Source organism: Serratia sp. 22264, from assembly GCF_052045345.1.
Classification (GTDB): domain Bacteria; phylum Pseudomonadota; class Gammaproteobacteria; order Enterobacterales; family Enterobacteriaceae; genus Serratia; species Serratia plymuthica.
Map to the genome: position 1 here is coordinate 101,289 of NZ_JBQEOY010000007.1, position 26,359 is coordinate 127,647.

Sequence of the window (26,359 nt, forward strand, 5' to 3'; positions counted from 1 at the left end):
ACAATTACCCCACCGACACCGTTCGCCGCCGCTTGTCCAGATCCTTCAGCAACCGGTTAACCTGCTGATCGGTAAACATCTCCTCGAGGGTTTTGTTCAGTTTACGCCGCCAGTTTGGGTACTGATCGCTGGTGCCAGGAATATTGACCGGTTCGGCCATGTCCAGCCAGTCTTCCGGCTGCAGGCCCAGCAGTGCGCTGGCGCTATCGGCAACATAGCGCTGCAAACCACGGTTGAGCAGCGGGCTCATGTTCAGCAACGCCGCCTTCTTGCCCACCTTCTGCGGCACACAGCCATAATGATGCAATCCGTCCAGCAACCCCTGCTTGGCGCGCTCACGATCGGCAAACAATTCTTTCAGGATCTCCGCATCCGGATACAGCCCCAGCTGGTTGCCCAGTTGCAGATCGCCGCTCTGCCAATAACCGCGCAGCGTCGGCAGGTCATGCGTGGTGATGGTCGCCATCGCCTGCACCGGGTAGGCCTGCGGCGCACGGAAGTGGTTCTCGCCGTCACGCTCGAAATACAGCACCTTATAAGAATAGACGCCGCTGTCGCGCAGCTTGGCGACAATCTCGACCGGCACGGTCCCGAGGTCTTCGCCAATCACCATACAGCGGTGACGCTGGCTCTCCAGCGCCAACACCGCCAACAGGTCATCCACCGGGTATTTCACGTAAGCGCCATGATCGGCGGTTTCACCGTAGGGGATCCACCACAGGCGCAGCAACGCCATTACGTGGTCAATGCGCAGCGCACCGCAACTGGTCATATTGGCGCGCAACAGATCGATAAACGGCTGGTAACCCCGCGCCGCCATCACGTGCGGATCCATCGGCGGCAGCCCCCAGTTTTGCCCCAGCGGGCCCAGAATATCCGGCGGCGCGCCAACCGACGCTTTCAGGCAATAAAGATCCGGCTCGCACCAGGTTTCCGAACCGCCCTCCGCCACGCCTACCGCTAAATCGCGGTACAGGCCAATCGGCATTTGCTGTTGCTGGCTCCGGCGGAAACAGTCGGCGAACTGGCTGGCGGCCAACCACTGCAACCACAGATAGAAGGTCACCGAATCTTGCTGTTGCCGGCAAAACTGCTTAACTGCGGCGCTGTCGCCCTGCCGATATTGCTCAGGCCAGGCCGGCCAACCCCACAGGCTGCCGTCAGCGGCGGCAAGATGAGCATGCAATGCGTCAAACGCCGCCTGTTGATACAGGCTGTCGCCACCGTCGGCAACAAACTGCTCGAACGCCTGACGCTGTTCGTCACCAGCTTTACGCCCCTGGAACAACGGGAACGCCAGCTTCAGCGCCGCCAGCTTGAGCTGCGTCACCGTGCTGTAATCCACCAGTTCGCTGCTGCGCGCTTTGATCAGCTGTTTTTGCGTTGCCGGCTTCAGCCACCATTTCTGCGCCGCATCGCTACGCTGGAACTCTTCCACCGCGTTCACATCGATATACACCACGTTCAGCCAGCGTCGCGACGACGGGCTGTACGGGCTGGCGCTTTCCGGGTTCGCCGGATACAGCGCGTGGATCGGGTTCAGCCCGACAAAAGCGCCGCCCCGTTCCCCAACCTGCTCCACCATCTGCCGCAGATCGCCGAAATCGCCGATACCCCAGTTACGATCGGAGCGCAGGGTGTAAAGCTGGACGCAAGCGCCCCACAGTTTTTGTCCGGTCAGCAGCGCATCCGGCTCAAAGCAGCGTTTCGGCGCAACAATCAACCGGCACTGCCACTGCTGTTCGTCCTGGGTTAGCGTCAGTTGGTGATAACCCGCCGGCAACTCGCCCGGCAGGGTAAGGGTTTTACGCGCGCCGGCGCGCCCCTGTTGCCGGCCACCGTCTTCACGCAGCAGAGTCCAGAGATACTCGCCGCTGCCCGCAAGCGGCAACGCCACCGGCGCGCCCTGATAGAATACCTTGACCGCCGGCAGCGGCGTCACCGCAGCCTCCAGCGGCGCGGCAGTCCGCCCCATGGCATCCAGCAGTTTGCGCTTGGTGTCCTGCGCGATCGCCTGCTGTTTCCCATGAGCGTTAATATAATCAGCGGCAATACCCGCCTGAGCGGCCGCCTGATCGATGCGCTTGCGATCCATTCGCTCTCCTTAACGCTTGGCTTGCCAGATACGCTGTTGGTAGTCGCGGATCGAACGATCCGAACTGAACATACCGACCCGCGCGGTGTTAAGAATAGTGCGGCGTGTCCATTCGTCCTGGTCACGATACAGCTCGTCTACCTGCCGTTGAGCCTGGCAGTACGAAGCGAAGTCGGCCAGCACCAGATAAGGGTCACCGCCTTCCAGCAAGCTGTGCAGCATCATGTCGAAGGCATGCTTGTCGCCATGGCTGAAGGCGCCGCTCGCCAACTCGTCGAGGATCGCCTTCAGGTGTTTGTCCTTCTTGCGGTAGCTGAGCGGGTCGTAGCCTTTGGCCAGCAGCGCCTTCACCTGATCGACGGTATTGCCGAAGATAAAGATGTTGTCGTCGCCCACCTGCTCGGCGATCTCCACATTGGCCCCGTCCAACGTACCGACGGTCAGCGCGCCGTTCAGCGCCAGCTTCATGTTGCCGGTGCCGGACGCCTCTTTGCCGGCGGTAGAGATCTGTTCGGAGATATCCGCCGCCGGGATCATCAGTTCAGCGACGGAAACGCGGTAGTCGGGAATAAACGCCACTTTCAGCCGATCCTTCACCAGCGGATCGTTGTTGATCACCGAAGCCGCCTGATTGATCGCATAAATGATGTTCTTCGCCAGATAGTAGCCCGGCGCCGCTTTGGCCCCGAACAGGAATACCCGAGGCACGATGTCCAGATTCGGGTTGTCACGCAGTTGGCGATACAGCGACAGAATGTGCAACAGGTTCAAATGCTGGCGTTTGTATTCGTGCAGGCGCTTGATCTGCACATCGAAAATGGCGTCCGGGTTCAGCGTCAGGCCCATTACGCCGTGCACGTAGTTTGCCAAGGCGACTTTGTTATCGCGCTTGATTTGCCGATAACGCTGACGGAACGCTGCATCGTCGGCATATTTTTCCAGCCCTTTCAGCGCGTCGAGATCGTTGGCCCACTCGACCTTCAGCGTCTCGTCAATCAGCCCCGACAGCGCCGGGTTACACTGTTTCAGCCAGCGGCGCGGCGTGATGCCGTTGGTGACGTTGTGGAATTTGTTCGGCCACAGCTGGTGATATTCCGGGAACAGGTCTTTCACCACCAGGTCGGAGTGCAGTTGCGCTACGCCGTTGACCGCAAAGCCGCTGACTACGCACAGGTTAGCCATGCGCACCTGTTTGTCATGGTGTACCGCCAGCTTGGCCCACACCGCCTTGTCGCCCGGCCAGCGTTTATCCACCAGCTTTTTGAAGTTGGCGTTGATCTGCTTGATGATGGAGAAATGACGCGGCAGCAGGCTGCGCACCAGCTTCTCGTCCCAGCACTCCAGCGCCTCGGGCATCAGGGTGTGGTTGGTGTAGGCAAAGGTGTTGCTGGTGATCGCCCAGGCGGCATCCCATTCCAACTGGTGCTCATCCAGCAGAATGCGCAGCATTTCCGGGATGGCGATGGTGGGGTGAGTGTCGTTGAGTTGAATCACTTCGTACTTAGGCAGGTCTTCAATCTTGCGGCCGGCCTGATGGTGTTTGCGCAGGATATCCGCCACCGAACAGGCGCACTGGAAATATTGCTGCATCAGGCGCAGACGCTTACCCGCCTGATGGTTGTCGTTCGGGTACAGTACCTTGGTCAGCTTGGCGGCTTCTACGCCCTGCTTCTCCGCCTGCAGGAATTTGCCGTCGTTGAAATCCCCCAGATCGAACGGGTGCTGATGGGTCGCCTGCCACAGGCGCAGAGGTTGGGTCACGCCATTACGGAAGCCCAGCACCGGCAGATCCCAGGCTTCGCCACGCAGGGTAAACGCCGGACGCCACAGTTCGCGGCCATCGGCCAGTTTTTCCAGTTTCCCGCCGATACCCACATCCACCGACAGCGCGGCATTGTGCTGGAACCACGGGTAGCTTTCGCGCTGCCAGTTATCCGGCGCTTCTTGCTGCTGACCTTCGCTGAACGACTGGCGGAAGAGCCCGTATTGGTAATTGAGACCATAACCGGTGGCCGGTTGCTCCACCGTCGCCATCGAGTCCAGGAAACAGGCCGCCAGGCGCCCCAGCCCGCCGTTGCCCAGTGCCGGATCGGTTTCCTGCTCGAGCAGATCCGCCAGCTTGATATCCTGCTCCGCCAGCGCCTGTTCGACGGTGTCGTACCAGCCCAGGTTAATCAGGTTATTCGCCGTCAGGCGGCCAATCAGAAACTCCATCGAAATATAGTTCACATGGCGCAACGGCTTGGCGCTTTTGCGTGGCGCAGGCTGCGCAGCAAGCTGCTCGGCCAGCGCACGGCTTACCGCCTCCCACCATTGGTGCTGGGTCATCTGTTGTGCAGAACTGAGGCCAAACCGTTGCCACTGACGGGTCAGTGCCGCCAGAAAAGCATCCTTTTTAAGCATAGGCTGTGACATAAGGGAAACTCTCTATCCAGTAAGTGGGTCAAATTACCGTTATCGTGCCGGGGAGAAAGGTTGAAGGCATCATCCCGCCCGGGGATTAGCTGGGGAGGAGGATTGGGGCGTAGCTAAAATTGTGATCTCAGGCACTTTTTGACTCCCTTGCATGATGCAAAAAAGCCCGCCGACGAACGCCGCGAGCACTGAGAATAAGCAGAAAATCCCCGCTATGAAATTAGCATAGTTAATGCAGCTGATGAAGTTTTGTACATGCATCGAAATGCTTTCCCTCAACCGCGTTACCAAACCGCCCCACAACGCCGCAATTGCGCAATGATTTGCCTGCAAACGTAAAAAAGTGTGATCAATAGCAATTTAACTCCAAGCCGAAGATGAACCTTGTTGCAATACGTTTAACGTTGTCAGAAGTTAGGAGGGTGATTAATTACGAGCCATAAAATAATTAGTTTTACTCCGATCCCGGCAGGAGTCGCGATGAAATGAACCCCTTCGGGCAGGCCAACGGCTACGGGAGCCGCGATTTTCACTCTGGAATACTATGCTGATCCCATCAAAACTGAGCCGTCCGGTACGGCTGCAAAATACCGTGATCCGCGATCGCCTGCTGGCCAAATTAGCCGGCACGGCAAACTATCGCCTGACATTGGTTAATTGCCCGGCGGGATACGGAAAAACGACGCTGGTCGCACAATGGGCAGCCGGCAAATCAGATTTGGGCTGGTACTCGCTGGATGAAAGCGACAACCAACCCGAGCGCTTTGCCAGCTACCTGATCGCCGCCTTGCAACATGCCAGCGGCGGCCACTGCGTGAAGAGCGAAGCGTTGAGCCAAAAACATCAGTACGCCAGCCTGTCGGCGCTGTTCGCCCAGCTGTTCATTGAGCTGTCCGACTGGCATCAGCCGCTGTACCTGGTGATTGACGATTACCACCTGATCACCAATGACGTCATCCATGAAGCCATGCGCTTCTTCCTGCGTCATCAGCCGGAAAACCTGACGCTGATCCTGCTGTCCCGTACCCTGCCGCCGCTGGGCATCGCCAACCTGCGCGTGCGCGATCAACTGCTGGAGATGGGCACGCAGCAACTGGCGTTTACCCATCAGGAAGCCAAACAATTCTTCGACTGCCGCCTGACCGCGCCGATGGAACAGCATGACAGCAGCCGCCTGTGCGATGAAGTCGAAGGTTGGGCCACCGCGTTGCAGCTGATTGCGCTGTCTGCCCGGCAGTCCACCTCGTCTGCACAGCAATCCGCCAAACGCCTGGCCGGTCTGAACGCCAGCCACCTGTCCGATTATCTGGTGGACGAAGTGCTGGATCACGTCGATGCCGGGGCGCGCGCTTTCCTGTTGCGCTGCTCGGTGCTGCGTTCAATGAACGATGCGCTGATCGTGCGCCTGACCGGCGAAGATAACGGCCAGCAACGGCTGGAAGAACTGGAGCGCCAGGGGCTGTTTATCCACCGCATGGACGACACCGGCGAATGGTTCTGCTTCCATCCGCTGTTCGCCACTTTCCTGCGCCAACGCTGCCAATGGGAGCTGGCGCTGGAGCTACCGGGGCTGCACCGCGCCGCCGCCGAAGGCTGGCTGGCATTGGGTTACCCGGCGGAGGCGATTCACCACGCGCTGGCGGCCAGCGACGTCAGCATGCTGCGCGATATCCTGCTGCAACACGCCTGGTCGCTGTTCCATCACAGCGAGCTGGCCCTGCTGGAAGAGTGCCTGAATGCGTTGCCGTATGAACGCTTGATCCAAAATCCCAAGCTGGCGCTGTTGCAGGCCTGGTTGGCGCAGAGCCAACACCGCTACATCGAAGTGAATACCCTGTTGGAACGCGCCGAACAGGCGATGCGCGATCAAAAAATCGACGTCGATCGGACCCTGCATGCCGAATTCGACGCCCTGCGCGCACAGGTGGCGATCAACGCCGGCAAGCCGGAAGAGGCCGAACGCCTGGCCACCGAGGCGCTGAAGTTTCTGCCGCTTTCCAGTTATTATAGCCGCATCGTCGCCACCTCGGTAACCGGCGAAGTCCATCACTGCAAGGGCGAGCTGGCCCGCGCGTTGCCGATGATGCAACAAACCGAGCAGATGGCGCGACGCCATCAGGCTTATCACTACGCGTTGTGGGCGCTGTTGCAACAGAGCGAAATCCTGATTGCCCAGGGTTTCCTGCAGGCCGCCTATGAGACGCAGGACAAGGCTTTTGAGCTGGTGCGCGAACAACATCTGGAACAGTTGCCGATGCATGAGTTCCTGCTGCGTATCCGTTCGCAGATCCTGTGGTCCTGGTCACGGCTGGACGAAGCGGAAGACGCGGCGCGTCAGGGCCTGAAAATTCTGGCCAACTTCCAACCTCAGCAACAGCTGCAGTGCATCGCCATGCTGGCCAAATGCTCGCTGGCACGCGGCGATCTGGATAACGCCCATGCGCACCTGCAGCGTTGCGAAGCACTGCTGCACGGCAGCCAATACCATCGCGATTGGCTGACCAATGCCGACAAACCGCGGGTGATCCACTGGCAGATGACCGGCGACACCGCCGCCGCCGCCCAATGGCTGCGCCAGACCGAAAAACCCGGCATGGCGGATAACCACTTTATGCAGGGCCAGTGGCGTAATATCGCCCGGGTGCAAATCATGCTCGGCCAATACGAAGAAGCCGAAGTGGTGCTGGATGAACTGAACGAAAACGCCCGCCGCCTGCGGCTGGTGAGCGATCTGAACCGCAACCTGCTGCTTAGCAACCAGCTTTACTGGCAGATGGAACGTAAAGGCGATGCGCAAAAGGTCCTGATGGAGGCGCTGTCCCTGGCCAGCCGCACCGGATTTATCAGCCACTTTGTCATCGAGGGCGAAGTGATGGCGCAGCAGCTGCGTCAGCTGATTCAGCTCAATACGCTGCCTGAGCTGGAGCACCATCGCGCTCAGCGCATTCTGCGCGACATCAACCAGCACCATCGGCATAAATTCGCGCATTTTGACGAGAACTTCGTCGATAAGCTGCTAACGCACCCACAGGTGCCGGAACTGATCCGCACCAGCCCGCTGACGCAGCGCGAATGGCAGGTGCTGGGGCTGATTTATTCCGGTTACAGCAACGACCAGATCGCCGGCGAGCTGGACGTGGCGGCCACCACCATCAAAACCCATATCCGCAATCTGTATCAGAAGCTGGGCGTGGCCCACCGTCAGGAAGCGGTACAGCAGGCGCAGCAACTGCTGAAGATGATGGGTTACGGCGCCTAAAAACCACAGCGTTGCTCTGGTCTTAATTGCCGCAGAGTTGGTTACAATGGCGGCATATTCTCATTACAAGGCAGTCAGAAGTCATGGAACAGTTTGAAGCGATCAACGTTGAACAAGCCTACGCGCGTTGGAAAGAAGACAGCGCCGCTCTGGTCGACATCCGCGATCCGCAGAGTTTTGAAGCCGGGCACACGCCGGGCGCCTTTCACCTCACCAACGCCAGCCTGCAAACATTCATGCAGCACAACGACTTTGACCGGCCGGTGATGGTGATGTGCTACCACGGCAACAGCAGCCGCAGCGCGGCGCAATACCTGCTGAATCAGGGGTTTGATGCGGTGTACAGCATTGATGGCGGTTTTGAAGCCTGGGCACGCCAGTACCCGCAGGACGTTGAAACTTCAGCGTAAAAATCAGGGCGCATCCTGCGCCCTCTTCCTTTGTTACTCCGCCGCCATCGGCCGTTTGACAAACAGGCCGTAGCTCAATGCCCCCAGCATCAGCAAACCCGCCCCCAGCAAGAACACGTTGGTGAACTGCCCGGTCAGGTCGAGGATCACCCCGGTGACAATCGGCGCCATCGCCGCACCGAGGAAACCGCCAAAGTTCTGAATCGCCCCCAACGAAGCCACCTGCTGTTTCGGTGCGATATCCGTCGCCAGCGTCCAGATCACGCCGGAAGGCAGCTGCGAGAAGAAATACCCCAGCGACAGCAATAAAATGCACAGCGGCGTACTGTCGACAAAGGCGATCGGCGCCACGCAGCAGGCCGCCAGCGCGGCACCGCAGACGATCGGGATCTTGCGTGCGGTGATCGCTTTCACCCCGCGGCGAATCAAACGATCGGAAATCGCCCCACCGCACAATACCCCCAGAATGCCGGCAAAGAACGGGATCGAGGCGATCCAACCGGTCTGCTTCAGGCTAAAGCCCAGCGAATTCTCCAGGTAGCTCGGCAGCCAGGTCAGGTAAACCCAGATGGTGAACATGATGGAAAAGTTGCCCAAAATCATGAACCAGGTCGTTCTATGGCGGAACAGCGAACCCCAGCTCCCTCCCTGCGCCTGGTTGACGGCTTTTGCCGCCGCACGTTTTTCGGCGTGGATCATCGCCTCTTCCCGCGCCGTCGGATCACGGTAAAACTTCAGCCAGGCCAGCATCAGCGGAATGCCCGCCAGGCCAATGGCGATAAACATGCCGCGCCAGCCCAGGGTCAGCAGCAGCACGGTGAGGATCGGCGGAGCTATGGCGTTGGCAATCTGCGAACCGGTGTTGATGATCGACGTAGGCAGGCCACGCTCTTTCTCCGAGAACCAGCGATGGGTGATCTTGATCCCCGACGTGAAAAACGGGGATTCCGATACGCCCAGCAGCATCCGCAGGCCATAGAACATCGAGTAGCTGTTGACGAACGCCGCCATCACGGTAAATGCCGACCACAACCCCAGTGCCCAGGAAAACATTTTCTTCGGCCCCAGTTTGTCCACCAGCCAGCCGGCGGGCAGGTTGGCGAGCGCGTAAGGCCACAAAAACGCCGACAGCAGCAGGCCCATTTCGGTCGAGGAAAAGCCAAACTCCCGGGCGATAGTGGTATTGGCGATGCTCAGGTTGGCGCGATCGAGATAGTTCACCACCGCGGCAATCAACAGGATCAGGATAATGCCCCAGCGCAAACGGGAGATCGGCGCCGCCGGTGCGGCGGCCGATGCATGCAGCGCAGAAGTCGCCTCTTTCATGATTGCGGCTCCGTAAACAGGCTGAGGTGAATTTTGATCACGGCTTTGCGGATAAAACACTCACCGTGGGTTTGACAGCAAGGGCGATGCAGATCGTGCGGGAAAAATACCGCAAAGGTGCCTGGCAGCAGCGGGACCGCCATTTCATTTTGCACCTTTTGGTAAAACACGATGTCGTGGTGGCGCCGCTCTTCCGCCACGGGTTCATCGCCCCGGCGGCGCGCCACGCCGATGGTTTCTTCCCCCTGCAACAGGTACTGCACGTCAACGTGGTCAAAGTGCGACTCAGGGCGCATTTGCTGCGCCGGCACGGTGCTCATTTCCTGCAACAGACAAAACATCTTGCCGGGAATAATGTCGATTTTACCGGGTTGCAGCGTGGCAAAATCAGTGCGTTCAATAAACGCGATGGCCTGGTGAATAATCGGATGAAACGCGTGTTTTTCCCGCGCCCAGTCCTGCAGATCGCAAAGCATCATGATGGTGTTCCCCGTGTAGTGATAGTTTTAGCGGGTGTAGTAGGTACAGCGGTGTTGTTGAACCGCGGGAGGATGTCGCCATCTTCCCGCACAGCCTTAACCGGCAATTTTTTGCTGGTAGAACCCGGTGCCGCTGCGGATTTGATCCAGCAGCACACCCAGCCCCCAGAATTTCTCCAGCACGTCGTCCTGATTTACCCGGCACAGCTCGCTGTCGAAAGTGCCCAAACGCTGGTGATAGATCTTGGCGTTTTTCGGGTAACCCAGCGTCTCCGTGACCGCCGCCAACGACAGGAAGGTCGCCAGTTCCTGCGCCAGCTCAGGCCGCTGCGCGCCGTGGTGATACAGCCAGTGGTACAGCTCCGGGTGGAAATTGGTGAACACCCCGCTGAACCCTTTGGAGCCGGCCTGCATCGCCGGCCAGGCGATAGCGGCGTTGGCATTGATGATATTCAGCGGCGTCCCTGCGGTTAATGCCACCCGACGCGTCACGGTCGGCAGATCGCAACTGACGTCCTTCAGCACGACAAAACGGCCGCTGTTGGCGCAATAGCTCAGCTCTTCATCGCTCAGCAAACGGCGATAAGGCGCCGGGCATTCGTACAGGCCCAGCGGCATGCTAGCCGGCAACGCCGCCAGCAGGCTGTCCAGCGTGGCGAAAAATGCCGCGCTGCCCTGGCGTTGCGGGTCAAGATGGTTGGTCACCAGCACCAGCGCGTCGATGCCGGTTTGCGCCATCGCCTGCAGCTCTTCAATTTGCTGCTCCAGCGCGTCGCTGATATGGCCGGAAGCGATAACCGGCACCCGGCCGTCTACCCGCTGCACCACAAAACGCGCCAGCTCGACCCGTTCCGCCAGGCTGAGGAACTGCATCTCGCTGGACTGACAAACGGCGAACAACGCATCGACGCCACTCTGCAAATACCAGTCGATCAGGCGCGCCAGACCCGGATAGTCGATCTCGTTACGAGCGGTAAACGGCGTTAGCATTACCGGCACAATGCCCTCGATGTTCTTCATTTTTGCTCCTCACACCGCGCTGACGCGGCAGACAATGGTGTTGTTTGATTAGGGATCAGCGCTGGCTCAGACGAGCCACCACCTGTTGATGTTGCGGCATGTTGGACGCCCCTTCTCTTTCCACCGCCAGTGACGCGAAGGCGGCGGCATAGGTTGCCGCCTGGGCAATCGTTTGCCCGGTGGCGATAGCCGCGGCGAAGGCGCCGTTGAACGCATCTCCCGCGCCGGTGGTATCGACGCTCAACGCCGGGAATGCGGGAATATGCTGGAACTGAGAACCTTCGAGGATCATCGCTCCGCGCGCTCCCATGGTGATGATGACCCGTCGGGCGCCCAGCGCGGCGATACGCTGCGCCGCCTCTTTGGCGCTGTTCAAATCCGTGACCTCCACGCCGGACAGCAGCGAGGCCTCGGTTTCATTCGGGGTGATCACATCGACATATTCCAGGCATTGCAGCGCGTCGGCGGAGTAAGGCGCAGGATTGAGGATCACCCGTATCCCCAACGCATTGGCCAGCTTCATCGCGTTCAGCGTGGCGTTAAAGTTATTCTCCAGCTGCACCAGCAGAACCTCCGCGCCGGCCAGCTCCGGGGCGATTGCAGCCACTTCTTCGTCGGTGATGGTTTTATTGGCGCCGGAATAAATGGCGATCATGTTCTCGCCGTCCTGCTGCGAAACATAAATGATGGCGTTGCCGGTCGGCTCGGTTTCCGATTGGTATAAAGTGAACGAGTGGATTTCCGACGCAGAGAGATGGTCGAAAGCGAACTGGCTGAACTGATCTTTGCCCACTTTGGACACGAAATGCACCTGAGCGCCGGCCCGGCTGGCGGCCATCGCCTGATTGGCCCCCTTGCCGCCGGGGCCGAGCGTACTGCCTAGCGCCAGCAGCGATTCGCCGCCTTTGGGAAAGCGCGCCACTCTGGCGACGATATCGACATTGAATGACCCCAGAATACAGACCTTGCCTCGCATGTTTTTTCCTCTCTCCGGCTCCTGCACCTTTCTTTTCTGGCTTTCCAGGCGCCTTAACAGCACTTCGAACGTGCCGTCGGTTTCGGTAATTAATTTGGCCTGCAGGCTGCGGCGGATGACTATCGCGCCGCCGTGACAGCGCTGCACTAACCCCAGTTGCGCCAGCACGTTTAAATCGCTGCGGATGGTTTCTTTGGTCACCGCAAAAGACGTGGCCAGGTACGCCACGCTAACGCGTTCATATTTATCCAGATAATCCAGAATGTTATTGCGTCGTTCTTCGAGAAACATAGTCACCTCAGCACCTGTTTTTGAGAGTAAGGGACCCCCGGTGGTTAAAAAGTGACTGTGATCATATGTTGCAGGGCTAAACGGAAGTAAACAAAAATCGCTGCAATATTCGCCGGCCCATAGCGGGAAAACCGCGGGATTGATAAGCCGCCACAGGCCCGTTAGTGGGTGTTTTTACTGGTTTTTCGCAGATCCCTTGCCTGCGTTCAAGATTTCAACGGTATAATCAGCCGTCAACGCCGTCGGCGGCAAACCGACGGTCCAACTTATCTTTACCCTATGAATTTCAAGCTGCGGCCAGGCGGCAAGGGTGTAAATCCCCCGGAGCATACTCAGGTAAGCGACTGGGGTGAGCAGCCAACAACGCCGAGGCTTGAAAGGCGACGGGTATATGAAACGGAATATCTATGGTTCGAGTAATCGCCGTATCCAACCCCCGCCTGGCTCAGGCCTTTGTCGACTACATGGCGACACAGGGCATTGAACTTAGCGTGCACAATACCGGCGAGGCGGCGGAAATCTGGTTGGCTGACGACAGCCATCTGGATCAGGTGCAGCACGAGTTGCAGCAGTTCCTGGTCGATCCGCTCAACCGCCGCTATCAGGCCGCCAGTTGGGAAACCGGCAACACCGGCGCCGATCTGCACTACCCAGGCTACTCCTATCTGCAAACCTTGCGCAGCAAGGCCGGGCCGCTGACGCTGGGCGTGATGGTGCTGTGCATTGCGGTGTATATCCTGATGCAGGCGATGGGCGATGACACCGTGATGTACTGGCTCTCCTGGCCGCAGGACAGCAGCCAATACCCGCAGCTGTGGCGCTGGGTCAGCCACGCGTTTTTGCATTTTTCGCTGCTGCACATCGCCTTTAACCTGCTGTGGTGGTGGTATCTCGGCGGCCCGCTGGAAAAACGCCTCGGCACCGGCAAGCTGTTCGTGCTGGCGGTGGTATCGGCCTTCTTCAGCGGTTGGGCGCAGTCACTGTTCAGCGGCGCGTTGTTCGGCGGCCTGTCCGGCGTGGTCTATGCGCTGATGGGCTACAGCTGGCTCAGCGGCGAACGGGCACCGGAACGCGGCCTGATGCTGCCGCGCGGCCTGATGGTATTTTCGGTGCTCTGGCTGGTGGCCGGGTATTTCGATATTTTAGGAATGTCGATCGCTAACGCGGCACACGTGGCCGGTTTAGTGTTAGGGTTATTGATGGCATTTTGGGACACGCGTCATCGCGCGCACAACGAACAATAACAGCCAGGTACAAGCCAGGCGTTTTAGGGGATTATCGTGAAGCAAACACAGCGTCATGACGCAATTATCGAGCTGGTGCGCCTGCAAGGTTATGTCAGTACGGAAGAACTGGTCGAACATTTTGACGTCAGTCCGCAAACGATTCGCCGCGATTTGAATGACCTTGCCGATCAGAACAAAATTCAGCGCCATCACGGCGGCGCTGCGTTGCCTTCCAGCTCGGTCAATGCCGCTTATAACGATCGCAAAGTGATGTGGTCGGAAGAGAAAGCGCGTATCGCCCAGCGCGTCGCCAGCCAGATCCCCGACGGCGCCACGCTGTTTATCGACATCGGCACCACGCCGGAAGCGGTCGCTCACGCGCTGATGAACCACAAAAACCTGCGCGTGGTGACCAATAACCTGAACGTCGCCACCCTGCTGACCGCCAAGGAAGATTTCCGCCTGATCCTGGCCGGCGGCGAAGTGCGCACCCGCGATGGCGGCATCATGGGCGAGGCCACGCTGGATTTTATCTCCCAGTTCCGGCTCGATTACGGCATTCTCGGCATCAGCGGCATCGACATGGACGGCTCGCTGCTCGAATTCGACTACCATGAAGTGCGCACCAAACGCGCAATTATCGAAAACTCGCGCTGCGTAATGCTGGTGACCGACCATTCCAAATTCGGCCGCAATGCGATGGTCAACCTCGGCAATATGAACCTGATCGACTACCTGTTTACCGACCAGTTACCGCCGCCAAGCGTGATGAAAATCATCGAACAGTACGACGTGCAGTTGGAGCTGTGCTGATCTCCGCCCTTCTCGTCTAACCCAATGGGCGCAGCCTGCCGCGCCGTCACCCCGCCGTTTTTACCCGGGCTCAGCCTACTGAGCCCGGCGTTGCCAGCCGGAATATCCCTTTTCTTTGTATAACTACTATCACCAAACTGTTACCTCTATCACGCCTAAATGTTTTTGTTTGGTTAAGTCTTGGCTTGTTTGTTGGTTTTTGATTACAATCATGAGCGAAAACGAACATGAAAGAGCTATTTCGAACATCTGGAGGAAGTTGACGTGGAAACCAAAGACTTGATCGTTATCGGTGGCGGCATCAACGGTGCCGGCATCGCAGCAGATGCTGCCGGGCGCGGGCTGTCCGTACTGCTACTGGAAGCGCAAGACTTGGCCTGCGCTACGTCTTCCGCCAGTTCCAAACTGATCCACGGCGGCCTGCGCTACCTGGAACACTACGAATTCCGCCTGGTGAGCGAAGCGCTGGCCGAGCGTGAAGTGTTGCTGAAGCTGGCGCCGCACATCGCGTTCCCCATGCGTTTCCGCCTGCCGCACCAGCCGCATCTGCGCCCGGCCTGGATGATCCGCATCGGCCTGTTCCTGTACGATCACCTGGGCAAACGCACCAGCCTGCCGGGCAGCAAGAGTTTGCGCTTTGGACCAGAATCGGTACTGAAGCCTGAACTGAAGCGCGGTTTCGAATATTCCGACTGCTGGGTCGACGACGCTCGTCTGGTGGTGCTGAACGCGCAGGAAGTGGAAAAACGCGGCGGCGAAGTGCGCACCCGCACCAAAGTGACCCGCGCATGGCGTGAAAACGGCCTGTGGATGGTGGAAGCGGTTGACGTCGACAGCGGTAAAACCTTTACCTGGCGCGCCAAGGGCCTGGTCAACGCCACCGGCCCTTGGGTGAAACACTTCTTTGACGACGGCCTGAAGCTGAAATCCCCGTACGGCATCCGCCTGATCAAAGGCAGCCACATTGTGGTGCCGCGCGCTCACAATCAGCCGCAGTCCTATATTCTGCAAAACGAAGACCACCGCATCGTGTTCGTGATCCCGTGGAATGACGAATTCTCGATCATCGGCACCACCGACGTGGAATACCACGGCGATCCGAAAGACGTGAAGATCGACGATAACGAAATCGACTACCTGCTGAAAGTGTACAACGACCACTTCAAGAAGCAGTTGGGCCGTGACGACATCGTCTGGACCTACTCCGGTGTGCGTCCGCTGTGCGATGACGAGTCTGATTCGCCACAGGCGGTGACCCGCGACTACACGCTGGACGTGCATGACGAGCAGGGCAAAGCGCCGCTGCTGTCGGTGTTCGGCGGTAAACTGACCACCTATCGCAAGCTGGCTGAACATGCGATGGAAAAACTGGCGCATTACTACCCTGGCTGCGGCCCGGCGTGGACCAAAAACGGTTCTCTGCCCGGCGGCGACATCGGTGGCGATCGCGACAGCTATGCCGCCAAACTGCGTCGCGAACACGGCTGGTTGCCGGAATCCCTGGCGCGCCGCTACGCCCGCACCTACGGTAGCCACAGCGAGCTGATCCTGGCGAATGCCAACGGCCTCAGCGATCTGGGCGAAGAGTTTGGCCACGGCCTGTATGAAGCCGAACTACGCTACCTGGTAGAGAAAGAGTGGGTGGTCGAGTTGGAAGACGCCATCTGGCGCCGTACCAAACTGGGCATGTGGCTGGATGATGCACAGCAGGCGCGGGTGAAAGCCTGGCTGGCGCAACACACGAAAACGAAAACGCTCTCTCTGGCTTCCTGAGCCATTGAAGATGAAAAGGGCCGGATATCCGGCCCTTCAGATTAGCGACAAAGGTCCGAAAAACGTGGTTTTCGAACCTTTGGGGTAAAGCAGAAGAGCTCATCCTTTGCTTCATTAGCAGTCAAAGTAAACCCTTTATCTGCAAAGAACTTTGTCAACATTCTCAAAGGGCCGGATATCCGGCCCTTTTGCATTACAGCTTGATCGGTTTGATGTGCCAGATTTCGTCCGCATACTCCTGAATGGTGCGGTCGGAAGAAAAATACCCCATGTTGGCGATATTCAAGATCGCCCGCCGCGTCCAGTCATCCTGATTGCGGTACACCTCATCCACCTTGTCCTGCGTATCCACATAGCTGCGGTAATCGGCCAGCAGCTGGTAGTGATCGCCCAAATTCACCAGCGAATCAAACAGATTGCTGTAGCGCTTTGGCTCCTCCGGGCTGAATACGCCGGTGGCGATCTGGGTCAGCGCCTGATGCAGTTCGGGATCTTGCTCATAGTACAGATGCGGGTTGTAGCCGTTGCGGCGCAACTCTTCCACCTGCTCGGCGGTATTGCCGAAGATAAAGATGTTCTCTTCACCCACATGCTCCAGCATCTCTACGTTGGCGCCGTCCAACGTGCCGATGGTCAGCGCGCCGTTAAGGGCGAACTTCATGTTGCTGGTGCCCGACGCCTCGGTGCCCGCCAGCGAGATCTGCTCGGAAAGGTCCGCCGCCGGAATGATCAACTGCGCCAGACTGACGCTGTAGTTCGGAATAAATACGACCTTCAACTGGGTGTGCACGCGCGGATCGTTATTGATCACCTTCGCCACATCGTTGATCAGGCGAATGATCTGCTTAGCCGCATAATAGGCCGACGCAGCTTTGCCGGCGAAGATCACGACCCTCGGCACGCGCTCGGTCTCCGGATCCTGCAACAGGCGGTTATACAGCGTGATCACGTGCAGTACATTGAGCAGTTGCCGTTTGTACTCATGAATGCGTTTGATCTGCACATCGAACAACGCATCCGGGTTGACCACCACATTCAGGGTTTTGGCGATGTACTTCGCCAACCGCTCCTTGTTTTGCCGTTTGGCAGCCTGAACCGCCTGCAGAAAACTGGGGAAATCGATGTTGGCTTTGAGCTCGCTCAGTTGGCTGAGATCGGTGCGCCAGGTCTGGCCAATGCTGTCGTCAAGCACGGCGGAAAGCGGCCGGTTGGCCAACCCCAGCCAGCGGCGCGGCGTGACGCCGTTGGTTTTGTTGCAGAAACGATCGGGGAAAATGCGCGCAAAGTCGGCAAACAGCGATTGCACCATCAGCTCGGAATGCAGTGCGGAAACCCCGTTGACCTTATGGCTGGCTACCACCGCCAGCCACGCCATGCGTACCCGGCGGCCATTGGTCTCGTCAATGATCGACACCCGCGCCAGCAGCTCGTTGTCGCCCGGCACCACTTCCTGCACGTGCTTGAGGAAGTGATCGTTGATCTCGAAGATCAACTGCAAGTGACGCGGCAGGATCCGGCCGATCATGTCCAGCGGCCAGGTCTCCAGCGCTTCGCTCATCAGCGTGTGGTTGGTGTAGGAGAATACCCGTTCCACGACGGCCCAGGCGTCGAGCCAACTGAACTTGTGATCGTCGATCAGCCGATGCATCAGTTCGGGGATAGACAACACCGGGTGAGTGTCATTCAGGTGAATGGCAATCTTGTCCGCCAGATTGTCGAAGGTTTTATGCATCGTCCAGTGGCGGTTGAGGATATCCTGCACCGTGGCCGACACCAGGAAATACTCCTGCCGCAGCCGAAGTTCGCGCCCGGAATAGGTGGAGTCGTCCGGGTACAATACGCGCGATACGTTCTCCGAGTGGTTTTTATCCTCAACCGCCGCGAAATAATCCCCCTGATTGAATTTACCTAGGTTGATTTCGTTACTGGCCTGGGCGCTCCACAGCCGCAGCGTGTTGGTGGCGTCGGTATCAAAACCGGGGATCACCTGATCGTAAGCGATGGCCAACACCTCTTCGGTTTCCAGCCAGCGCGCCTTGGCGCCTTCCTGCTGAATTCGCCCGCCGAAGCGCACCTTGTATCGGGTGTTGTGGCGCGGGAACTCCCACGGGTTGCCGTATTCCAGCCAGTAGTCCGGTGACTCCATCTGCTGGCCGTTAACGATGTTCTGCTTGAACATGCCGTATTCGTAGCGGATGCCGTAGCCGCGTCCCGGCAGCGCCAGCGTCGCCAGCGAATCGAGGAAACAGGCCGCCAACCGCCCCAACCCCCCGTTGCCCAGCCCCGGATCGTTCTCTTCCTCCAGCAATTCACCGAGGCTCAGCCCCATTTCATTCAACGCGTCATCGATATCCTGGTAAATCCCCATCGACAACAGCGCGTTGGAAAGCGTGCGTCCGAGCAGGAATTCCATCGACAGGTAATAGACCTGCCGCACATCCTGGGAAAGCTGGGCGCGGTTGGAACGCAGCCAGCGTTCCACCATGCGATCGCGCACCGCAAACAGCACGGCATTCAGCCAGTCATGCTGGTTGGCGATAGCCGGATCCTTGCCGACAATAAACATCAGCTTATAGGCGATGGAATGTTTCAGCGCTTCAACACTGACCGTGGGTGAGGTGTAACTAATCGGTGAAGTCATAGCTTTTCTATCCCCTGAAGGGGGCGCCATATTCTTCGGAATATCAACGCCCCGCTGAATATGGGCACAGCATGCTGCGCCCCTACAACCTACAAGTACGGATGCTTGCTGCATGCAAGCTAACCAGACACCCGTATTACGACTATAACAACCGTTGATAAAGCGACAGATAATCCTTTGCCGCAATCTGCCAGCCAAAATCCACGCTCATGGCGTGGCGCTGTACGTGACGCCAATGCTTTGGCCTGCTCCACAGCACCATGGCGCGCCGGATAGCGTTGCCCAGTGCGGCGGCATCACAATCATCAAACACAAATCCGCTGGCGGTGCCGTCGGCCAGATTCTCCAGCGCACAGTCCACCACCGTGTCCGCCAGCCCGCCGGTGCGGCGCACCAAGGGCAGCGTGCCGTATTTCAGGCCGTAGAGCTGGGTCAGCCCGCAAGGTTCGAAACGGCTCGGCACCATGATCACATCGGCCCCACCGATAATCCGGTGCGAGAACGCCTCGTGATAACCAATCTGTACGCCAACCTGTTCCGGATAGTCGGCGGCGGCGGCCAGAAACGCCTGCTGCAACACCGCATCGCCGGCCCCTAACAGCGCCAGTTGGCCCCCCTGCTCGAGCAATGCCGGCAGCGCTTCCAATACCAGATCCAGACCTTTCTGGCTGGTCAGGCGGCTCACCACCGCAAACACCGGCAGCGACTCGTCCACCTTCAGGCCCATCGCTTTTTGCAGGTGCAGCTTGTTCTTGGTCTTGTTCTTCAAATCTTCGGCATCGTAGCGGGCGGTCAATCGCGGATCGTGGGACGGATCCCAAATATTGTCGTCCACGCCGTTAAGAATGCCGCTCAACCGCCCCTGCCGCTGGCGTTCCTGCAACAACCCTTCCATGCCGCAACCGAACTCCGGCCGGGTGATTTCCCGCGCGTAGGTCGGGCTGACGGCGGTGATATGGTCGGCGTAATACAGCCCGGCTTTCAGGAACGACATCTGGCCGTAAAACTCCAGGCCGTAAACGTTGTAAAACGAAGGCGGCAGCCACAGTTCAGCCACGTGATGGGAGGAGAACAGCCCCTGATAGGCCAGGTTGTGCACGGTGAAAATCGAACGAGCCGGGTGGCCGTTGGCCGCCAGATAGGCACAGGCCAGGCCGGCGTGCCAGTCATGGGCGTGCACTACCTGCGGCCGCCAGTAGCGGTCCAACCCCTTGGCCAACTCGCAGGCGATCCAGCCCAACAGGGCAAAACGCCGATGGTTGTCGGAATAGGCATTCATCGACTGGTCATGATAAGGGCTGCCTGGCCGGTCATACAGCCAGGGGGCGTCAATCAGGTAGATGCCCACGCCATGATAGGTACCGTAGCGCAGGCCGACCCGGCCGGCGAACGAATCGATTTCCGCCACCAGCACGGAGTCCGGTATACCATTACGCACGTCAGGAAAAGCGGGCAATAGCACCCGAACGTCGCCGCCCTCGGCAATTTGAGCCGCCGGTAATGCGCCAACCACGTCTGCGAGCCCCCCGGTTTTCAACAGAGGGAACATTTCAGAACATACGTGTAAAACCTGCATTATCACTCCTGAAGTCGGCAAAGAAGCAGGCTTGCCGCTGTTGTAAATTCCGCGTTTTGCAAGCCATCAGTCCATTCACAAGGCGGCGGTATCATCGTTCCGCCGACAACCTTAACTCACAACTTTGACAGCATTTCGCGCGTCACCAGCACAATGCCGCCTTCCGAGCGATAAAAGCGTTTGCTGTCTTCATCGGCGTTTTCGCCAATCACCATGCCCTCGGGAATGTGGCAGGCGCGGTCAATGATGCAGCGCCGCAGGCGGCAGGAACGGCCGACGTTTACGTCCGGCAGCAATACGGTAGAGTCGATGGTGCAGAACGAGTTCACCCGCACCCGCGGGAACAGCACCGAATGCACCACCACCGAACCTGAGACGATGCAGCCGCCGGACACCAGCGAATTCATGGTCATGCCGTGGCTGCCGGAACGGTCCTGCACGAACTTGGCCGGCGGCAGCGGCTCCATATGGGTACGGATCGGCCAGGCGCGGTCATACATGTCCAGTTCCGGCGTCACCGAGGCCAGATCGAGGTTGGCGCGCCAGTAAGCTTCCAGCGTGCCTACGTCGCGCCAGTACGGCGGCAGATCGGGGTTGGAGGTGACGCAAGACAGCGTGAACGGGTGCGCCCACGCCGCTTTCTGAGCGGTGATTTTCGGGATCAGATCCTTGCCGAAATCGTGGGTGGAGCCGGGGGTCGACATATCCTCTTCCAGCAGTTGGAACAGATAGTCGGCGTTAAAGATGTAGATCCCCATGCTGGCCAGCGACATCTCCGGGTTACCCGGCATTGGCGGCGGATTGCTCGGTTTTTCCAGGAACTCGAGGATCAGATCGTTCTCATCGACTTCCATCACGCCGAATTCGCTGGCCTCATCGCGCGGCACCGGCAAGCAGGCGACCGTGCACTGCGCGCCCTTTTCGACGTGATCGATCAGCATGCGCGAGTAATCCATCTTGTAGATGTGATCGCCCGCCAGGATCACCACGTACTCGGCATCGTAGCGGCGGATGATGTCCAGGTTCTGGTACACCGCATCCGCCGTGCCCTTGTACCAATGCTCGGTACTGAGGCGTTGCTGGGCCGGCAGCAGATCGACAAATTCGTTCATCTCTTCATTGAGGAACGACCAGCCGCGCTGAATATGCTGCACCAGAGTATGGGACTGATATTGGGTGATCACGCCGATACGGCGGATACCCGAGTTCAGGCAGTTCGACAGGGCAAAATCAATGATGCGGAACTTACCGCCAAAGTGGACGGCAGGCTTGGCACGGGTTGAGGTTAAATCTTTCAAGCGCGAACCGCGGCCGCCGGCCAGAATCAGAGCAACGGACTTAATCGGCAGTTGGCGCGCCAACATCAGGGGGTCTTTATTTTCAAACCTAACCATAGCTGACTCCTTTTATTATTTCTGTACCAGCACGCAAATCGAGTGCGCAGCCTGGTTCCAGGCGGGTAAAACCGCCTGCGGTCCTTCCTGAGTAAAAGGGGCGACAACCTGCCAATCGCCCGCAGGCAACCTCATCTCCACCGGCTGCGGCGTGGCGTTAACCACCACCAGCCAGCGCTGCGACAAGCGGATCTGCAATTGCAAATCTCCCTGCTCCCATTCTTGCGCCGCAGGCGGCAGCCCTTGGGCGTTCAGCCACTGCACGCTGCCGTCGCCCTCCTGCCACCAGCGGTCTTGCTGCAGAGCGGGGATCTGCCGGCGCAGGTGAATCAGCGCTGCGGTATAAGCGGTGAGCGAGTCATCCGCCTTGGCCCAGTCGAGCCAGGTGATGACGTTGTCCTGACAATAGGCATTGTTGTTCCCCTGCTGGCTGTGTCCATGCTCATCGCCGGCCAGCAGCATCGGCGTCCCCTGGGACAGCAACAACGTGGCAAGCAGCGCCTGCCGGCTGGCCCTGCGGCGTTGCACAATGGCGTCGTCGGCAATCGGGCCTTCAACACCGTGGTTATAGCTGAAATTATGGTCGCTGCCGTCACGGTTGCCTTCACCGTTAAGCTGGTTGTGCTTGCGGTTAAAACTGACCAGATCCTGCAGGGTAAACCCGTCATGAGCGGTCAGCATGTTGATGCCGGCGTACGGCGCACGCCCGCGTTGGTTGAACAAATCGCTGGAACCGGCAAAGCGTTGGGCAAACTGGCCAAGCGGCAAATCGCCCTGCAGCCAAAAGCGACGCATATCATCCCGGTAATGGTCATTCCACTCGGCGAAGCGCCCCGGAAAAGCGCCCACCTGATAACCGCCGGGGCCAATGTCCCACGGCTCGGCGATCAGCTTGCAGCGCGACAGCAAATCGTCCGCCAGCATCGCCTGGAACAGCGGCGCATCGCGATCGAACGCCGGGGTGCGTCCCAGTACGCTACCCAAATCGAAGCGAAAACCGTCGACATGACATTCGCTCACCCAGAAACGCAGACAGTCCATCACCCAGGCCACGCCCTGCGGTTTATCCAACCGCAGCGTGTTGCCGCAGCCGGTGTCGTTAACGTATCCCCCGTCGGGAGTCAGCCAGTAATACTCCGGGTTATCGATACCGCGCAGCGACAGCGTCGGCCCGTCCATGTCCAGCTCGGCGCTGTGGTTGAACACTACGTCGAGGATCACCTCGATACCGGCCTTGTGCAGCGCCTTCACCGCATCGCGAAATTCACGCAGCGGCGTCATGTCGGTGCGCAGGCTGCAATAACGGTTATCCGGCGCATAGGGCGCCAGCACGTTATATCCCCAGTAGTTAATCAGCCCGAGACGCTGTAGACGCGGCTCGGAGCTATGCTGCTGTACCGGCAGCAGTTCCAGCGCCGTGATGCCGAGGCGCTTGAAATGGGCGATCATCACCGGATGCCCGAGAGCTGCGAAACTGCCGCGCAGCACCGGCGGGATATCCGGGTGCAGCAGAGTGAGGCCGCGCACGTGCGCTTCGTAAATCACCGTTTTGCCCCACGGCGTGGCCGGCGGGCGATCATCCTGCCAATCGTAGGCTTCGTCGATGACCACGCACTTCGGCATTACCTCTGCGCTGTCCTGCGGGTCCGGCCGGTCGTAGCCGCCATGCAGTTCCAGATCGTCCGCCACCGGCCCCTCGACCGCGCGCGCGGCGGGATCCAGCAGCAGTTTGTTAGGGTTAAACCGCAGCCCCTGCGCGGGATCAAACGGGCCGTGCACCCGGTAAGCGTAGCGCTGGCCCGGTTTGCCGCCCGGCAGATAGCCGTGCCAGATATCACCGCTGCGCGCCGGCAGAGGCAAACGCACCTCGCGCTGTTGCCCGTCGAACAGGCACAGTTCCACGCCGGTGGCGTGGGCGGAAAACAGGGTAAAGTTGATGCCGCTACCGTCATAATGCGCCCCGAGAGGCGCGGCGATGCCGGGCGTCAGCTCAGTCATTGCGCCTCCCGCAGCAGGTAGATCGTCGCCAGCGGCGGTACGGTCACGCTAATCGAATGCTCGCGGCCGTGGTTGCCGATCGGGTCCGACACCACGCGGCCCTGGTTACCGGTATTGCTGCCGTGATAATGGTGCGAGTCGGTATTAAGGATTTCCCGATACTCGCCGGGGCGGGAGATACCGATGCGGTAGTGGTGGCGCGGCACCGGGGTAAAGTTGCTGACGGCGATCAGCTCGTTGCCCTGCGAGTCGTAACGGGCAAAGGCAAACACCGAGTTGTCGTGGTCGTCCACCACCAGCCATTCGAAGCCGTCCGGACGGTAGTCACGCTCATACAACGGCGCCTGCTGCTGATAGCAGTGGTTGAGATCGCGCACCAGCCGCTGCACGCCGTGATGCCAGCCGTCCAGGCCTTCCAGCAGATGCCAGTCGAGGCTGGTATCGAAATTCCATTCGCGCCCCTGGGCAAACTCGCAGCCCATAAACAGCAGTTTTTTGCCCGGATGCGCCCACATAAAACCGTAATAGGCGCGCAGGTTGGCGAACTTCTGCCAGGCGTCGCCGGGCATGCGGTCGAGAATCGATTTTTTGCCGTGCACCACTTCGTCATGGGAAATCGGCAGCACGAAGTTCTCGGTGTAGGCGTACAGCATGCCGAAGGTCATCTGATTGTGATGATATTTGCGGTGTACCGGATCGCACTGCATGTAGTCGAGCGTGTCGTGCATCCAGCCTAGGTTCCATTTGTAGTGGAACCCCAACCCATTGGCGTCCGGCGGTAGCGTGACCCCCGGGTAATCGGTGGATTCCTCCGCCAGCGTCACCGCGCCGGGCCGCTCCTTGCCGACGGTCTGGTTGGTGTAGCGCAGGAAGGCGATGGCCTCCAGGTTCTCGTTGCCGCCGTAATAATTCGGCACCCACTCGCCTTCGGCGCGGCTGTAATCGCGGTAGATCATCGAGGCCACGGCATCGACGCGCAGAGCGTCGATGCCGTAACGTTCCATCCAGTAAAGGGCATTGCCCGCCAGGTAGTTGCGTACCTCATTGCGGCCATAGTTGTAGATCAGCGTATTCCAGTCCTGATGGAAGCCTTCGCGCGGGTCGGCGTATTCATACAGCGCGGTGCCGTCGAAATTCGCCAAACCGTAGGCGTCGCTGGGGAAATGCCCCGGCACCCAGTCCAGGATCACATTGATGCCGGCCCGGTGCGCCGCCGCCACAAAGGCTTTGAAATCGGCCGGCGTGCCGAAACGTCGGGTCGGGGCGTAAAGCCCCAACGGCTGATAACCCCAACTGCCGTCGAAGGGGTGCTCGTTAATCGGCAACAGCTCGATATGGGTGAATCCCATGTCTTTGACGTAATCGATCAACTGCACCGCCAGCTCGCCGTAGCTGAGCCAGAAATTGTCGTCGGTGTGGCGCCGCCACGACCCCAGATGCACTTCGTAGATGGAGATCGGCCGATCAAAATCGTTGGCGCGTTGGCGTTCCGGGGTATTTTCCACCACCTCCGGCAGTGGCGTCACCAGGGAAGCCGTATCCGGTCGCATCTGCGCTTCAAAGGCGTAAGGATCGGCTTTCAGTTGGGTGTTGCCATAGCAATCGATGATTTCGTATTTGTACAGCTGCCCGGCTTTCACCCCGGGCAGGAACAGCTCCCAGATACCGTTTTCACGGCGCAGGCGCATGGGATGGCGGCGACCGTCCCAGAAGTTGAACTCTCCCACCACCGAAACGCGCTGAGCATTGGGCGCCCAGACGGCAAAGCTGACGCCTTCTACCTCGTCAAGCGTAGCGAGATGCGCCCCCAGCCGCTCATACGGCCGCAGGTGGGTCCCCTCCGCCAGCAGCCAGCCGTCGATATCCTGCAACAAGGTGCCAAAACGGTAGGGATCGTCGACGATCTGCCGGTGGTTTTGCCAGCGGACCTCCAGTTGATAACGGAAGGGGGTTTTCCGGCGCGGGACGGTAGCGCTGAAAAAGCCACGGGCATCGTCGCAGGCCAACTGCACCACCCGCTTGCCGGTTTGCTGCTCCAGCAACCAGACTTCGCTGGCATCAGGCAGCAGCGCACGGACCTGCAGGCTATTATCGACCGTATGCATACCCAACAGGGAGAAAGGATCGGCAAAGTTGCCGGAGAAAAGCTGATCAATCACGTCACGATCGGGAAGTACAGGCATAGACTTCTTCCTTAGATTAAGAGCATGATTTATAAGAGGCTGCGTCTACCCATCACCGTCCAGATCGCCGTCTTGCAGGCCGCGAGTTGACATCCATTGGGTAAATGATTAATCCATAGCCGTTTTGGTTATCATGCAATTCATTCGGTATCTAAAGCGTGATTGCGGTCGGTTATTGATCAATCTTCAGCTTGCCGACCTGAATTTCCGCTCTTTATGCTTATTTTTAGTCATCTTTTCAGCGTTGGTGAAAATGTATTCGCCAACGCTTTAAGCATAGCCAATGTCTGTCAAAAACAGTGCCGTATTAGCATGGAAAATCATTCATTAAGAAAACTGCCAGCCCGCAGCGCCGTTGCGCTACTGCCTGCCGGGAGGAAAGCCGGTTATCGGCACGAACATCTCCCCTGGCAGCAACTTCGTCCATAGCGTGCCAAGACAGGGTGAAAAGCGGAAAATAAGGCTTTGGGGGGCTGAAAGAAGC

16 protein-coding genes are annotated in these 26,359 nt (G+C 58.9%); 5 read left to right on the forward strand and 11 right to left on the reverse strand.

Annotated elements, in window-relative coordinates; genetic code table 11:
• Window positions 1-4: 4 nt before the first annotated feature.
• Together malQ and malP are read right to left on the reverse strand one after the other, a co-directional pair.
• Window positions 5-2,095: a 4-alpha-glucanotransferase gene (malQ, locus tag ACTJJ1_RS20890; protein WP_020457643.1), complete on the reverse strand. Its 2,091-nt coding sequence runs from the start codon at window positions 2,093-2,095 to the stop codon at window positions 5-7.
• 9 nt (window positions 2,096-2,104) lie between these two features.
• The gene (malP, locus tag ACTJJ1_RS20895) at window positions 2,105-4,510 is read right to left on the reverse strand and encodes a maltodextrin phosphorylase (protein WP_004951388.1); all 2,406 of its coding nucleotides are present in this window, start codon (window positions 4,508-4,510) and stop codon (window positions 2,105-2,107) included.
• 544 nt (window positions 4,511-5,054) lie between these two features.
• On the opposite strand from malP, the gene malT reads away from it, so the two are divergent.
• Together malT and glpE are read left to right on the forward strand one after the other, a co-directional pair.
• Window positions 5,055-7,769 (forward strand): HTH-type transcriptional regulator MalT, encoded by a 2,715-nt coding sequence (gene malT, locus ACTJJ1_RS20900; protein ID WP_004951391.1) that lies wholly within the window; start codon window positions 5,055-5,057, stop codon window positions 7,767-7,769.
• A gap of 83 nt (window positions 7,770-7,852) precedes the next feature.
• Complete coding sequence (gene glpE, locus ACTJJ1_RS20905) at window positions 7,853-8,179, forward strand: thiosulfate sulfurtransferase GlpE (protein WP_004951393.1); 327 nt, start codon at window positions 7,853-7,855, stop codon at window positions 8,177-8,179.
• 33 nt (window positions 8,180-8,212) lie between these two features.
• Here the strand turns inward: glpE and ACTJJ1_RS20910 are convergent, their stop codons facing one another.
• From ACTJJ1_RS20910 to rbsK, 4 genes are all read right to left on the reverse strand, one after another.
• The gene (locus tag ACTJJ1_RS20910) at window positions 8,213-9,505 is read right to left on the reverse strand and encodes an MFS transporter (protein WP_325987423.1); all 1,293 of its coding nucleotides are present in this window, start codon (window positions 9,503-9,505) and stop codon (window positions 8,213-8,215) included.
• Window positions 9,502-9,984, reverse strand: coding sequence for a YhcH/YjgK/YiaL family protein (locus ACTJJ1_RS20915; protein ID WP_020439936.1), 483 nt, complete (start codon window positions 9,982-9,984; stop codon window positions 9,502-9,504). The genes ACTJJ1_RS20910 and ACTJJ1_RS20915 overlap by 4 nt, the downstream gene beginning before the upstream one ends.
• A gap of 96 nt (window positions 9,985-10,080) precedes the next feature.
• Complete coding sequence (locus ACTJJ1_RS20920) at window positions 10,081-11,004, reverse strand: dihydrodipicolinate synthase family protein (RefSeq protein ID WP_440835122.1); 924 nt, start codon at window positions 11,002-11,004, stop codon at window positions 10,081-10,083.
• Between the two features lie 55 nt (window positions 11,005-11,059).
• On the reverse strand, window positions 11,060-12,271 hold the full coding sequence (rbsK, locus tag ACTJJ1_RS20925; protein WP_004951403.1) for a ribokinase: 1,212 nt from the start codon (window positions 12,269-12,271) through the stop codon (window positions 11,060-11,062).
• A 407-nt stretch (window positions 12,272-12,678) separates the two neighbouring features.
• Between rbsK and glpG the strand changes: the two genes are divergently transcribed.
• The 3 genes from glpG to glpD all read left to right on the forward strand — a co-directional run bounded on the left by glpG (window position 12,679) and on the right by glpD (window position 16,083).
• Entirely contained in the window at window positions 12,679-13,515 is an 837-nt protein-coding gene (gene glpG / locus ACTJJ1_RS20930) for a rhomboid family intramembrane serine protease GlpG (protein WP_006328580.1), read from the forward strand.
• Window positions 13,516-13,551: 36 nt separating this feature from the next.
• Window positions 13,552-14,310 (forward strand): DeoR/GlpR family transcriptional regulator, encoded by a 759-nt coding sequence (locus ACTJJ1_RS20935; RefSeq protein ID WP_004930797.1) that lies wholly within the window; start codon window positions 13,552-13,554, stop codon window positions 14,308-14,310.
• A gap of 264 nt (window positions 14,311-14,574) precedes the next feature.
• Window positions 14,575-16,083 carry a glycerol-3-phosphate dehydrogenase gene (gene glpD / locus ACTJJ1_RS20940; protein WP_004951411.1) on the forward strand — a complete coding sequence of 503 codons (1,509 nt, stop codon included), beginning with the start codon at window positions 14,575-14,577 and terminating at the stop codon, window positions 16,081-16,083.
• Between the two features lie 193 nt (window positions 16,084-16,276).
• Here glpD and glgP read toward each other — a convergent pair whose 3' ends face one another.
• The 5 genes from glgP to glgB form a co-directional block, all read right to left on the reverse strand.
• Window positions 16,277-18,724: a glycogen phosphorylase gene (glgP, locus tag ACTJJ1_RS20945; protein WP_020439938.1), complete on the reverse strand. Its 2,448-nt coding sequence runs from the start codon at window positions 18,722-18,724 to the stop codon at window positions 16,277-16,279.
• Window positions 18,725-18,866: 142 nt separating this feature from the next.
• Window positions 18,867-20,300, reverse strand: a complete 1,434-nt coding sequence (gene glgA, locus ACTJJ1_RS20950; RefSeq protein ID WP_122289988.1) for a glycogen synthase GlgA — start codon at window positions 20,298-20,300, stop codon at window positions 18,867-18,869.
• Between the two features lie 116 nt (window positions 20,301-20,416).
• Window positions 20,417-21,694, reverse strand: a complete 1,278-nt coding sequence (glgC, locus tag ACTJJ1_RS20955; RefSeq protein WP_004951423.1) for a glucose-1-phosphate adenylyltransferase — start codon at window positions 21,692-21,694, stop codon at window positions 20,417-20,419.
• Window positions 21,695-21,709: 15 nt separating this feature from the next.
• Window positions 21,710-23,692, reverse strand: a complete 1,983-nt coding sequence (glgX, locus tag ACTJJ1_RS20960; protein WP_440835125.1) for a glycogen debranching protein GlgX — start codon at window positions 23,690-23,692, stop codon at window positions 21,710-21,712.
• Window positions 23,689-25,875 (reverse strand): 1,4-alpha-glucan branching enzyme, encoded by a 2,187-nt coding sequence (gene glgB, locus ACTJJ1_RS20965; RefSeq protein WP_004951427.1) that lies wholly within the window; start codon window positions 25,873-25,875, stop codon window positions 23,689-23,691. Before glgB ends, glgX begins: the two co-directional genes overlap by 4 nt.
• Between the last annotated feature and the right edge of the window lie 484 nt (window positions 25,876-26,359).